The organism is Streptomyces sp. NBC_00683, assembly GCF_036226745.1.
Lineage (GTDB): Bacteria > Actinomycetota > Actinomycetes > Streptomycetales > Streptomycetaceae > Streptomyces.
The window spans coordinates 6,202,921-6,215,799 of the sequence record NZ_CP109013.1 but is presented as its reverse complement, the minus strand read 5'-3'; the positions used below and the strand labels follow the sequence as shown (position 1 = coordinate 6,215,799).

Sequence of the window (12,879 nt, the reverse complement as noted above, 5' to 3'; positions counted from 1 at the left end):
GTTGTAACCAGCCTCACCAGCGGCGCCCCCGTCCGGAACACTCCCGGGCGGGGGCGCCGCCGTATTGTCTAGACACCACCGGTCGCCCCTGGCGGCCGTGTTGGTGTAGGCAGCACCAGTTTGCCCCGAAGGAGCCCGTCATGACCCCGCCCGTCGTCCACTCGCTGCGCGAGCAGATCCGCGAGCACATCGTGGACGGGATCGTCAGCGGGCGCTGGAAGCCGGGCGAGCGGATCGTGGAGCGCCGCATCGCGACCGAGCTGGAGGTCAGCCAGACGCCCGTGCGTGAGGCGCTGCGCGAACTGGAGACCCTGCGGCTGATCGAGTCGGCCCCCAACAAGGGCGTACGCGTGCGGAATCTGACCGCGGCCGATCTGGAGGAGAGCTACCCCGTACGGGCCGGGCTCGAGCAGATCGCCGCGGAGCTGGCGGCCCCGGCGCTCGGCGAGGACTGCTCGGCGCTGACCCCGCACGTGGCGGCCCTGTACGAGGCGGACCGGCTGGCCGACGGTGAGGCGCAGGTGCGGCACACGGTGGCCTTCCACCGGGAGATGGTGCGGGCGGCGGGGAACGCCGTCCTGCTGCACACCTGGGAGGGGCTGGGCATCGAGGTGTTCACGGCCCTGTCGATCCGCTGGCTGGGCACGGTGCAGAAGTCGTACGCGGAGGAGCACGAGGCCCTCATCGACGCGTTCCTGCGGCGGGACCCGCGGATCGCGGTGCTCGTGAAGGAGCACGTCCTGGGGTGCGCTCCGCGAGCGTGAGCCCGACGTGCGCGCCCCCGGCGTGAACCGGCGCGGTGGTGCGTACCCATCTGCGGCACCGGGCGCTCGACTGTGCAGCTCAGAGCCCGTTTCACCCTAATAATCCCGTCACTGCGTGCCCCGTTTCGAGGCACCCCATGCCACTTTCTTCAGATCGAGAAGTTTTGCCTTTCATCCTTTGATCGATCATCGATCGGCGACTTACAGTTCAGTCGCGGGCCCACCGGCCCCATCGCCCTGTCCTGCCAGCCAGGGCCTTCTCCACCCCCCTCCACTCCGGAAGGCGGCGATCATGACCGACCCCGTAGCAAAACATCCGAGCGAGCTCGACCAGCTCCCGGACCGCGACCCCGAGGAGACCGCCGAATGGGCGGCCTCCCTGGACGCCGTCACCAAGGCCGCGGGCCCGCACCGCGCCGCATACCTGATGCGTCGTTCGCTCCAGCACGCGGAGGGCGCGGGTATCGCGCTGCCCAAGCTGCTGGAGACCGATTACGTCAACACCATCCCCACCTCCGCGGAGCCCGCCTTCGACGGCGACCTGGAGATGGAATCGAGGATCACCGCCTGGAACCGCTGGAACGCGGCTGCGATGGTCACCCGCGGCGCCCGGTTCGGCGTGGGCGGCCACATAGCCACGTTCGCCTCGGCAGCCTGGCTGTACGAGACCGGCTTCAACCACTTCTTCCGCGGCAAGGAGGGGGACGGCTCCGGCGACCAGCTCTACATCCAGGGCCACGCCTCGCCCGGTATCTACGCCCGTGCCTTCCTCGACGGCCGGATCAGCGAGCAACAGCTCGACAACTTCCGCCAGGAGTCGGGCGGCGAGGGCCTGCCCTCCTACCCTCACCCGCGGCGGCTGCCCTGGCTGTGGGAGTTCCCCACCGTGTCGATGGGCCTCGGCCCGCTCTCGGCGATCTACCAGGCGCGCTTCAACCGCTATCTGGCCAACCGCAACATCAAGGACACGTCGAACTCGCACGTCTGGGCCTTCCTGGGCGACGGCGAGATGGACGAGCCCGAGTCGACCGCCGCCCTCGCCCTCGCGGCCCGTGAGCAGCTCGACAACCTGACCTTCGTCATCAACTGCAACCTGCAGCGCCTCGACGGCCCGGTCCGCGCCAACTTCCGCGTGGTCCAGGAGCTGGAGGGCGCGTTCCGCGGAGCCGGCTGGAACGTCATCAAGACGCTCTGGGGCAACGCCTGGGACGAGCTGTTCCAGCTGGACACCACGGGCGCGCTGATCCGCCGCCTCCGCGAGGTGCCGGACGCGCAGTTCCAGACGTACGCGACCCGCGACGTGGCGTACATCCGCGAGCACTTCTTCGGCACCGAGCCCGCGCTCGCCGAGCTGGCGAAGCTGCTGAGCGACGCCAAGATCGCCGAGTGCTTCTACAGCTCCCGCGGCGGCCACGAGGCCCGCAAGGTGTACGCGGCCTACCGCGCCGCGGTGGAGCACAAGGGCGCGCCGACCGTGATCCTGGCCCAGACGGTCAAGGGCTACACGCTCGGCAAGGGCTTCGAGTCCAAGAACGCCAACCACCAGATGAAGAAGCTGTCGATCGACGAGTTCAAGAGCATGCGCGAGCTGCTCGGCCTCCCGATCCCGGACAGCGCCTTCGAGGACGGGCTGGTCCCCTACGGCCACCCGGGCGCCGACTCCCCCGAGGTCCGCTACCTCCAGGAGCGCCGTGCCGCCCTCGGCGGTCCGGCCCCGGCCCGCCGGGTGCACGCGGCGGCTCTGCCGCAGCCGGAGGAGCGTGCCTTCAAGGCCCTGTACAAGGGGTCCGGCAAGCAGGAGATGGCCACCACCATGGCGTTCGTCCGCCTGGTGAAGGACCTGATGCGGGACAAGGAGACCGGCAGGCGCTGGGTGCCGATCGTCCCGGACGAGGCACGCACCTTCGGCATGGAGTCGCTGTTCCCGTCGGCCGGTATCTACTCGCCGCTGGGCCAGACGTACGACCCGGTCGACCGCGACCAGCTGATGTACTACAAGGAAGCCAAGGACGGCCAGATCCTCAACGAGGGGATCACCGAGGCCGGCGCCATGGCCGACTTCATCGCCGCCGCCACGTCGTACGCGACGCACGGCGAGACGATGATCCCGTTCTACATCTTCTACTCGATGTTCGGCTGGCAGCGGACCGGCGACCAGATGTGGCAGCTCGCCGACCAGCTCGGCAAGGGCTTCATCGTCGGCGCCACGGCGGGCCGTACGACGCTGACGGGCGAGGGCCTGCAGCACGCGGACGGCCACTCGCACCTGATCGCGTCCACGAACCCGGCGTCGCTCAACTACGACCCGGCGTTCGCGTACGAGGTCGCGGTGATCGTCAAGGACGGTCTGCGGAGGATGTACGGCCCCGAGGCCGAGAACGTCTTCTACTACCTGACGGTCTACAACGAGCCGAAGCAGCAGCCCGCGATGCCGGAAGGCGTCGAGGAGGGCATCGTCAAGGGCCTGTACCGCTTCAAGGAGGGCACGCCCACCGCGGCGGACGCGCCCCGCGTGCAGCTCCTGGGCTCCGGTACGGCGATCCACTGGGTGCTCAAGGCCCAGGAACTCCTGGCCGCCGACTGGGGTGTCACGGCCGACGTCTGGTCCGCCACCTCATGGGGCGAGCTGCGCCGTGACGCGCTGGAGGCCGACGAGGCGCTGCTCCGCGGTGAGCAGCAGGTGCCGTACGTGACCCAGGTGCTCTCCGGTGCGCCGGGCCCGGTCCTCGCGGTGAGCGACTGGATGCGCGCGGTGCCGGACTCGATCAGCCAGTGGGTCGAGCAGGACTGGTCCTCGCTGGGCACGGACGGCTTCGGCCTCTCCGACACCCGCGACGCGGCCCGCCGCCACTTCGGTGTGGACGCGCAGTCGATCGTGGTCGCGGCCCTGGCCCAGCTGGCCCGCCGCGGCGAGGTCCCGGCCTCGACGATCAAGGAGGCCCGGGAGCGGTACGGGCTGTAGGCAGCAGGCAGCAGAGGGCGGGGCAGGTGCCGGGCAGGTCCGGCACCTGCCCCGCCGTCGTCGTGGGGCGCCCACAATGGCTCCATGCGTGCTGCCCGGCTCATCAAGATGGTTCTGCTCCTGCAGTCCCGGCCCACCATGACCGCCGCCGAGCTGGCGAAGGAACTGGAGGTCTCGGAGCGCACCGTGACCAGGGACGCCCAGGCCCTGTCCGAGGCGGGCGTGCCCGTGTACGCGGACCGGGGGCGGGCGGGCGGTTACCGGCTCGTCGGCGGTTACCGGACCCGGCTCACGGGCCTGGCCCGTCACGAGGCCGAGGCGCTCTTCCTGTCCGGGCTGCCCTCGGCCCTGCGTGAGATGGGGCTCGACGACGCCGCGTCCGCCGCCCGGCTGAAGGTCTCGGCCGCCCTGCTCCCCTCGCTCCGGGACGCCTCGCAGACCGCCGCCCAGCGCTTCCACCTCGATGCCCCCGGCTGGTACCACGAGCCGGCCACCCCCGAGCTGCTGCCCGCCGTCGCGGAGGCGGTCTGGGACGACCGCGTGGTCAGGGCGGGCTACCGCCGCGGCCCCACGGGCGAGGTGGAGCGGGAGATGTCCCCGTACGGGCTCGTCCTGAAGGCCGGGGTCTGGTACCTCTGCGCCCGGGTGGGGGACGACTTCCGGGTGTACCGGATCGACCGGTTCACCGCGGTCGCCGTGTCGGCGACCCGGTTCGAGCGGGACGAGGACTTCGATCTGCCCCGGTTCTGGGAGGAGCGCGCCGCACAGTTCGCCCGGTCGATCCTGCGTACCGAGGTGACGGTACGGCTGTCCGGGGCGGGGGTGCGCCGACTGCCGTACGCCGTGGACAGGGCCGCTGCGGACGAGGCGCTGGCCGCGGCCGGCCCGCCGGACGCCGACGGCTGGCGCACGCTTACCCTGCCGGTCGAGTCCGAGGATGTCGCATACGGCCAGCTGCTCTCCCTCGGGCCGGAGTTGGAGGTCCTGGCACCCGCCGCACTGCGCGAACGTGTTGCCGATGCCGCCGAACGCCTGCGCGACCTCTACGGCTGAAGGCTTCATTTCGGTGTCTCCGCGTGCGTCGCCCGCCGCCAAGGCCGATGCTGGACCAGTGATGGACGAGACGGAGTTCTGGGAGATCATCGACAACAGCCGCGAGGGCGCCGACGGCGACCCCGAGGACCATGCCGACCTGCTCGTCGAACGGCTGGTGCAGCTCGATCCCGACTCCGTGCTGGATTTCGCCAGGCACTTCGAGGCACGCTACAACCGCGCGTACCGCTGGGACCTGTGGGGCGCTGCCGCCGTGCTGCTCGGCGGGGCGAGCGACGACGCGTTCGACTTCTTCAGGTGCTGGCTGATCGGGCAGGGCCGGGAGGTCTTCGAGGGCGCGGTGCACGAACCCGACAGCCTCGCCGAGCTGCTCGACGACTTCGACGACGAGCTCGACGGCGACGGCGAGGACCTCGGCTATGCCGCCGACGAGGCGTACGAGCAGCTCACCGGTGTGGTCGCGCCGGACCTGGGCCTGCCGCCGCAGGCCACCGAGCCGGCCGGCACGCCCGTCGACTTCGAGGACGACGCGGCGCTGGCGGAACGGCTCCCCGCGCTGTGGAGCCGCTTCGGCCCGATCTGAACTCGCCCGGTCTGAACTCGCCCGGTCTGAACTCGCCCGGTCTGAACTCGCCCGGTCTGAACTCAGGACAGCAGCGAACGGCCCATCAGGACGTCGTCGGCGTACCGCCCGTTCAGGAAGAACTCTCCGGGCAGTACGCCTTCGACGGCGAAGCCCTCCGAAGCGTAGAGCTTGCGCGCAGGGGTGTTGTGCCCGAGCACGCGCAGGGTGAGCCGACCCGCTCCCTGGCGCCGCGCCTCCGCGTACGAGGCGCGCAGCAGCTCCCGCGCGACGCCGTGGCCCCGCGCCCAGTCGGCCACGGCGAGGCCCTGTATCTGCCGGACGTGCGCGTTGCAGGCCAGCGGCGTCGCCGGGGCGAGCCGGATGTATCCGGCGATGTGCTCCTCGCCCGCGTCGGAGAGAGCCGCGGCCACCAGGAACTCCCCCGGCCTGTGCCGCTCGTCGAAGAACGGCTCGTACGGGGGCCGGGGCCTGGGCTGCACGGCGTGCAGCGTCGACCAGGTGGCGCGGTCGAGCTCTCCGAGCGCGCTCTCGTCCGCCTGCACGGCGGGTCGGACGGGCAGGAGTGCGTGGAATCGGGGCTCGGACATGCGTGCCACTGTGCCACGCCGTGTTCCGCGTGAGCGATGTTCCATGGGGCAGGATGGAGGCCATGCAGCACTCCCGTATCGCCGTCACCGGATCGACCGGCCTCATCGGAGCGGCGCTCGTGCGCTCGCTGCGGGCCGACGGGCACGAGGTGGTGCGCCTGGTACGCCGCCCCGCCGGAACCGGCGACGAGGTGGAATGGGATCCGAAGCGTCAGTACGTGGACGTGGCGGGCCTTGTCGGATGCGACGCGGTCGTCCATCTCGCGGGGGCCGGGGTCGGCGACCACAGGTGGACCCCGGCGTACAAGCGGGAGATCCGGGACAGCCGGGTCCTGGGCACGGCCGCGATCGCCGAGGCCGTCGCCTCTCTCGACGCGGCGCCGAAGGTCCTGCTGTGCGGGTCCGCCATCGGCTACTACGGGGACACCGGGGACCGCGCGGTCGACGAGAGCGCGCCGCCCGGTGAGGGCTTCCTGCCGTCGGTGTGCGTGGACTGGGAGGAGGCCACGGCCCCTGCCGAGGAGGCGGGCGTACGGACGGTGCATGCCCGGACCGGTCTGGTCGTCGCCCGGGAGGGCGGGGCCTGGGGCCGTCTCTTCCCGCTGTTCAGGGCCGGGCTCGGCGGGCGGCTCGGGAACGGACGGCAGTACTGGAGCTTCATCGCCCTGCACGACCACATCGCGGCGATGCGGCACATCCTGGACACCGAGTCGCTGTCCGGCCCGGTGAATCTGACCGGGCCCTCCCCCGCCACCAACGGCCAGGTGACGGCCGCGATGGGGCGGGTGCTGCGCCGTCCGACGCTTTTCACCGCCCCGGCGCCCGCGCTGCGCGTCGCTCTCGGGGAGTTCGCCGAGGACGTGCTGGGCAGCCAGCGGGTGCTACCCGGCCAACTTCTCGACTCGGGTTTCTCGTTCGCCTTCCCCGGAATCGACGCCGCCATCCGCGCAGCACTGCGCTGAACACGCCCGCCCGGCCGCACGGCCGGGCCGGCCGTCCCACGCACATGCGCAGCTCAGCGGTCGCAGCCTGCCTCCTCGGCGCCTCCGGCCGGCCCGGCCGGCCACCGCTCCGGCACCGCCCGCCGGGGGTCCGTGCGACCCCGTGCACCGGTGCCCCCGGGTGCGCGCGACTGCGCCTGCATCAGCCATCCATCTAGCCTCGACCCGAACTCGGGCATTCCGGGGGCCTGTTGGGGGCAAGAGCCTCCCACCAGTCGCGCCGACTCGGGGAGGGGTACGTGTTCACGGCACACACGGCACACCACGCGGATGTGGTCATCATCGGGGCCGGGATCGCCGGCCTGTCAGCGGCCCATCAACTGACCAGCGCAGGAGTGAACGTCAGCGTCCTTGAGGCCGCGCCGCACATCGGCGGCCGGATGGTCACCCACGACGTGGACGGATTCCTGCTCGACCACATCGGTCCACTGCTCAGCTCCGCGTACCCGGAGCTGAGTACCACCCCGGGTCTCGACGGCCTGGTGCTGCGGGACTTCGCACCAGGGGTACTCGTCCGCAGCGGAGGCCGCCGGTACCGCGCCGGTGACGTACGGAGCGCAAGGGGCGCACTCAAAGCAGTGCGCACCCGATCGAGCGCCCCCCTCGCGCCCCTGGGCGGGACGATCGAACAGGCCCGGCTGGGTTCCTGGCTCGGTCGCCTCGCCGCCACACCGGCGGCCCGGATCCTGGCCAGGCCCGACCGGACCGCACTCTCGGCCCTGTCGGCGCGCGGCCTCTCCCCCCGGATGGTCAGCGGTTTCGTGCACCCCCTGCTCACCGCGCTGCTCAGCGACCCCACGCTCACCACATCGAGCCGCTGCGCCGAGCTCGCACTGCGCAGCTACGCGCGCGGCAGGCTCTGCGTGCCGGCGGGCGGTTCCGCGGAACTGCCCCGGCTGCTGGCGGCCGCCCTGCCGCCCGGCACCGTACGCACCGGGGTGCATGTCACGGCCGCCGACATCACGTCCGTACGCACCAAGGAGCACGGCGAACTGGGCTGTCGCTCCTTGCTGCTGGCCACCGGAGCGGGCGCCGCCGCGGAGTTGCTGCCCGGTCTGCGGATGCCGGCCTTCCACCCGGTGACCGTGCTTCACCACACCGCGCCCGCTCCCCCGCCGACGGGAGCACACCTGCTGCTGGACGCGGACCGCTCGGGTCCCGTCGCGCACACCGCCGTGATGAGCGAGGTCGACCCCTCGCGCGCGCCGCACGGCCGCACGCTGATCACCTCCACGGTGCTCGGTCCCCCGCCACCGGACCTCGACCGCACGGTCCGCGAGCACCTCGCCCAGCTGTACGGCACGCCCACGCACGACTGGGAGCTCCTGGCGGCCCATCACGACCCGGAGGCAGTGCCCGCGATGCCGCCCCCGCACGATCTGCGCCGGCCGGTCCGGGTCCTGGCCGGCCTGTACGTGTGCGGCGACCACCGCGACACGAGCACGGTCCAGGGCGCCCTGCACTCGGGGCACCGCGCGGCCTCGGCGATCCTCGCGGACCTGGGGGTGCGGCAGGAACCCGGCGACGGGGCCGCGCTGCCGACCGCGGCGTAGGCCGCCTCAGCCGAGCGCTGCGACACGGTCGCGGTAGCCCCGCACGGCTACCGCGTCCCGGTACGGCTCAAGTCGGCGCTCGAAGTCGCGCACGTACTCCGTGGCGCGCACCGACCGCATCTCCGAAGCCTGCTGGGCCGACTCGGCGCCCAGCAGGCAGGCCTGGTCCAGCTCGCCGAGCCCGAGCCGCGCGGAAGCGAGCACCACGCGGCAGAACAGCCTGCTGCGGGCGTACGCCGGAGCGCGCAGCTGGAGCGACCGCTCGGCGTGCTGCACGGCGACCCTGTACTGCTGCAGATCGCGATGGCAGTGGCCGAACTCGTCGGCGAGCTGTGCCTCGTCGAAGTAGCGGGCCCAGTGCGGCACGTCGTCCCCGGGGCGCTCGGACTGCAGGGCCCGTTCCGCGCGTACGAGTGCGGCGATGCACGCCCGGGTCTCGCCGAGCACCCCGTGTCCGCGCGCCTCGACCGCGTGCAGCAGCGCCATGACCACGGGCGGCGCCGAGGACCCGATCCCCTGCTGGGCGACCCGGGCGAGCTGCACCGCTTCCCTGCCGTGCCCGAGGTACACCGCCTGCCGGCTCATCGTGATCAGCACGAACGAGCCGTACCCCCGGTCGCCTGCCGCCTGCGCGAGCCGCAGCGCCTGGACGAAGTAGCGCTGGGCGAGGCCGTGCGCCGCGATGTCGAACGAGGTCCAGCCCGCCAGCCGGGTCAGATCGGCCGCCGCGGAGAACAGCCGCCTGCCGACGGCCTCGCCGTAGCTCCCGCGGAGCATGGGCTCCGCCTCGTGCTCCAGGTACCTGACGAGGGCCTGCCGGGCGTGACCGCCGCCGTAGGCGTTGTCCAGGGTGCGGAAGAGCTCACCGACCGACCGCAGGGCCGCGACGTCGCCGTTGCCGACCCGCTGGCCGGGGCCGCGGTCGGTCTGCCGCTGACGGGGCACGCCGAGGGGCGGCTGCGCCGGGGCGGGCGGCCGGGCGGAGCCGGGACCGCGGCTGCCGGCCCGGCCGCCGTGGGCCGACGCCCCGGGTGCGCCCCCGGGGCCGTGATGCGTGTGGGCACCGCCGGACGCGTGGAAGCCGTTCGACGTGCGGACGGCGTTCGTGTCGCCGGCCGCGCGCGGGGCGGGCAGGCCCCCCGTGCCGTGTGCCGGGGCCCCGTTCGTACCGTTCACGGCGCTCGCAGCGCTCGTGCCGCGGGAAGCCGCCCCCGTCGTCGGCGGTTCTCCGCGTCCGACCCATTCGTCGGCCCGCCCGATCAGCCAGTCCCGGCTCGGCACGACGAGTCCGGCCGGGGTGAACGCGATCTTGCGCAGCTCCGCATGGCTGCCGGAGTCCTTGCGCCACAGCCCGCTGACGATGTCGACGGCCTCGGCGGGCGTGGCCGCGAACTCCAGCCCGGCATAGACGGGGGCGCAAGCGTCCAGCCCCAGATCCTGCGCGGAGAGCCGGCGCCCCAGCCGCCGGGTGAATACCTCCGCGATCAGCGCGGGGGTGGTTCCCCTCGGCTGCTGGCCGCGCAGCCAGCGGGTCACCGAGGTCTTGTCGTACCGCAGGTCGAGGCCGTGTTCGAGGCCCAGCTGATCCACCCTGCGGGCCAGACCCGCATGGGAGAATCCGGCTTCCGCGATGAGCGCAGCGAGCCGCCTGTTGGGGGTGCGCTGCGGAGGTCGTTCCGACATCAGCTGTACGGTCTCCTGCCTTCGGGGCCGGGCGGGGAGCCCTTATGGAACGGCGCGAATTTAGCGGTCCCGGCGGCCGCCCCAGCGACCTTCGCTCCACATTCATCCGATCGTGTGAGGATTGTGGGCATCGCTGACGGGACGGCCGGGTGCGACCTGCCGGACGGCTGTCCCCCGAGCGGTCGTACAGTGGCTGAGGGCGCATATCAGTGCATGGTGCCGTGGTCCCGGGGACACCCCCCGGCCTCCCGACACCCGAATAGGGAGGCACCCGAAGTGAGTGAGCTGCGGTTCGTCCGTCTGGGATTCGGCGAGGAAGCGGTCGACTACCAGGAGGCCTGGCAGAAGCAGCGGGAGGTGCACGCGGCCCGGTTCGAGGACTCCGTACCCGACACCTGCCTGCTCCTCGAGCACCCGCCCGTCTACACAGCGGGACGGCGCACGACCGACAGCGAGCGCCCTCTGGACGGCACTCCTGTCATCGATGTGGACCGCGGTGGAAAGATCACCTGGCACGGTCCGGGCCAGCTCGTCGGCTATCCCATCCAGAAGCTGCCGCGGCCGGTCGACGTCGTCGCCCATGTGCGACGGCTGGAGGACGCCCTGATCCGTACGGCCGCCGACTTCGGTGTGGAGACCTCCCGGGTCGAGGGCCGCAGCGGTGTCTGGGTCCTCGGTGACCCGGTCGAGGAGCGCCCCGCGCTCGGCGGACTGTCCCTGGACTTCGACCCCCGCCTGCACGACGAGGAGTTCGACGCCCGGCTGAACGGCCCCGAGTACGCGCCGTCCAACGCCGGCCAGCGCCGCGAGGACCGCAAGCTGGCCGCGATCGGCATCCGGGTCGCCAAGGGTGTGACCATGCACGGCTTCGCCCTGAACGTGAACCCGGACAACACGTGGTTCGACAAGATCGTGCCGTGCGGCATCCGGGACGCGGGCGTGACGTCGCTCTCGTACGAGCTGGGCCGGGAGGTCACGATCGCGGAGGTGCTGCCGGTCGCCGAGAGGCACCTCAGGGACATCCTGGAGAACGCGGAGCTCGCGCCCCGCACCGTCGGGACGGCCGCCTCGGCGACCGCGGTCGCCCCCGCCTGAGCGCAGGGCCGGGAATAGGCCCTGTCGGCCACAGGTTGGGCAGACGTAAGGCCGTTCTAACCACGGGCGTACCCTGGTGTTCGCCGAAGAATCCAATGCAGCGAAAGCAAAGGGGTGCCGGAGTGTCCGGTGTCGCACCCGACGGGCGCAAGATGCTGCGCCTGGAGGTCCGAAACAGCCAGACCCCCATCGAGCGCAAGCCGGAGTGGATCAAAACCCGGGCGAAGATGGGCCCCGAGTACACGAAGATGCAGAAGCTCGTGAAGAGCGAGGGTCTGCACACCGTGTGCCAGGAAGCCGGCTGTCCGAACATCTACGAATGCTGGGAAGACCGCGAGGCGACCTTCCTCATCGGCGGCGACCAGTGCACCCGGCGCTGCGACTTCTGCCAGATCGACACGGGCAGGCCCGAGGCCCTCGACCGTGACGAGCCCCGCCGTGTGGGCGAGTCCGTGGTCACCATGGACCTGAACTACGCCACGATCACCGGCGTCGCACGCGACGACCTGGAGGACGGCGGCGCCTGGCTGTACGCGGAGACCGTGCGCCAGATCCACGCCCAGACCGCGGAGCGGGCGACCGGCGCCACCAAGGTGGAGCTGCTGATCCCCGACTTCAACGCGGTTCCCGAGCAGCTCGCCGAGGTCTTCTCCTCGCGCCCCGAGGTGCTCGCGCACAACGTCGAGACGGTGCCGCGCATCTTCAAGCGGATCCGCCCCGGTTTCCGTTACGAGCGCTCCCTGGAGGTCATCACCCGGGCCCGTGAGGCCGGTCTGGTGACCAAGTCCAACCTGATCCTCGGCATGGGCGAGACCCGCGAGGAAGTCAGCGAGGCGCTCCAGGACCTGCACGACGCGGGTTGCGAGCTCATCACGATTACGCAGTACCTGCGGCCCACCCCGCGGCACCACCCGGTCGAGCGCTGGGTGAAGCCGCAGGAGTTCGTGGAGCTGAAGGACGAGGCCGACGCGATCGGCTACTCCGGCGTGATGTCGGGGCCGCTGGTGCGCTCCTCGTACCGCGCCGGCCGTCTCTTCAAGCAGGCGATGGAGGCCCGGGGCGCGACCGTCGCGTGAGCGACCGTGACCGCCCGGCCCGTGTGAATCCGCGCACAAGAAGCTACTGAGCAGTAATGGCCGATTCGACGCGGCCCGTACGCTCCCCGCAGGTCGGGAGCCCGTATGGGCCGCGTCGGCGTGCGCGGCGCCGAAATCAGGGTTTCATTGGTGTTTGACCGACCGGTCATGCACTGGTAACACCAAGCAGTGACCCTAGGTACACATACAGCGGCAGCCCCCGAGGCCGTCGCAGTCACTGCTTCCCGCTACCCAGTGCGCGCCGGGTGCGCGCATCCGCTCCGAGGGGGAACGACCACGATGCACGCCGCGCCGGTACGAGCCAACGCGATCCCGTCCGTCACCACCGCACTCCGCGCCGTCGAATCGCTGCTGATGAGCAGCGGCCAGCGCACCGCCCGCCGGAACGCCTGGACGGCGGTCCTCGAGGACCGCCGCAGGGCCAAGGACCGGGTCGAGGCACAGCATGTACTGGAGGCTGTGGCCGACCGCCGTTCCTAGGTCAGTCCGGGGCCACGT

The 12,879-nt window shown here is 71.8% G+C and carries 11 protein-coding genes; 9 read left to right on the top strand and 2 right to left on the bottom strand.

Annotated features, from left to right (window positions below; all coding sequences use genetic code 11):
- Positions 1–140 precede the first annotated feature (140 nt).
- From OG257_RS27730 to OG257_RS27715, 4 genes are all read left to right on the top strand, one after another.
- Positions 141–764: a GntR family transcriptional regulator gene (locus OG257_RS27730; protein ID WP_329211843.1), complete on the top strand. Its 624-nt coding sequence runs from the start codon at positions 141–143 to the stop codon at positions 762–764.
- A gap of 292 nt (positions 765–1,056) precedes the next feature.
- Positions 1,057–3,726 carry a pyruvate dehydrogenase (acetyl-transferring), homodimeric type gene (aceE, locus tag OG257_RS27725; RefSeq protein WP_329211841.1) on the top strand — a complete coding sequence of 890 codons (2,670 nt, stop codon included), beginning with the start codon at positions 1,057–1,059 and terminating at the stop codon, positions 3,724–3,726.
- A gap of 84 nt (positions 3,727–3,810) precedes the next feature.
- Positions 3,811–4,779 carry a helix-turn-helix transcriptional regulator gene (locus OG257_RS27720; protein ID WP_329211840.1) on the top strand — a complete coding sequence of 323 codons (969 nt, stop codon included), beginning with the start codon at positions 3,811–3,813 and terminating at the stop codon, positions 4,777–4,779.
- A gap of 61 nt (positions 4,780–4,840) precedes the next feature.
- Positions 4,841–5,362: a DUF4240 domain-containing protein gene (locus tag OG257_RS27715; protein ID WP_329215383.1), complete on the top strand. Its 522-nt coding sequence runs from the start codon at positions 4,841–4,843 to the stop codon at positions 5,360–5,362.
- Positions 5,363–5,424: 62 nt separating this feature from the next.
- On the opposite strand, the gene OG257_RS27710 is transcribed toward OG257_RS27715, so the two are convergent.
- Positions 5,425–5,952, bottom strand: a complete 528-nt coding sequence (locus OG257_RS27710; RefSeq protein WP_329211838.1) for a GNAT family N-acetyltransferase — start codon at positions 5,950–5,952, stop codon at positions 5,425–5,427.
- 62 nt (positions 5,953–6,014) lie between these two features.
- On the opposite strand from OG257_RS27710, the gene OG257_RS27705 reads away from it, so the two are divergent.
- Together OG257_RS27705 and OG257_RS27700 are read left to right on the top strand one after the other, a co-directional pair.
- Positions 6,015–6,914, top strand: coding sequence for a TIGR01777 family oxidoreductase (locus OG257_RS27705; protein WP_329211836.1), 900 nt, complete (start codon positions 6,015–6,017; stop codon positions 6,912–6,914).
- Between the two features lie 278 nt (positions 6,915–7,192).
- Positions 7,193–8,506 (top strand): NAD(P)/FAD-dependent oxidoreductase, encoded by a 1,314-nt coding sequence (locus tag OG257_RS27700; protein WP_329211834.1) that lies wholly within the window; start codon positions 7,193–7,195, stop codon positions 8,504–8,506.
- Positions 8,507–8,512: 6 nt separating this feature from the next.
- Here the strand turns inward: OG257_RS27700 and OG257_RS27695 are convergent, their stop codons facing one another.
- Complete coding sequence (locus tag OG257_RS27695; protein ID WP_329211832.1) at positions 8,513–10,189, bottom strand: regulator; 1,677 nt, start codon at positions 10,187–10,189, stop codon at positions 8,513–8,515.
- Positions 10,190–10,465: 276 nt separating this feature from the next.
- Between OG257_RS27695 and lipB the strand changes: the two genes are divergently transcribed.
- From lipB to OG257_RS27680, 3 genes are all read left to right on the top strand, one after another.
- Entirely contained in the window at positions 10,466–11,284 is an 819-nt protein-coding gene (gene lipB / locus OG257_RS27690; protein WP_329211830.1) for a lipoyl(octanoyl) transferase LipB, read from the top strand.
- 122 nt (positions 11,285–11,406) lie between these two features.
- Positions 11,407–12,360, top strand: coding sequence for a lipoyl synthase (gene lipA / locus OG257_RS27685; protein ID WP_329211828.1), 954 nt, complete (start codon positions 11,407–11,409; stop codon positions 12,358–12,360).
- Between the two features lie 300 nt (positions 12,361–12,660).
- A complete protein-coding gene (locus tag OG257_RS27680; RefSeq protein ID WP_329211826.1) occupies positions 12,661–12,861 on the top strand; it encodes an SCO2195 family GlnR-regulated protein in 201 nt (66 codons plus the stop codon).
- Positions 12,862–12,879 lie beyond the last annotated feature (18 nt).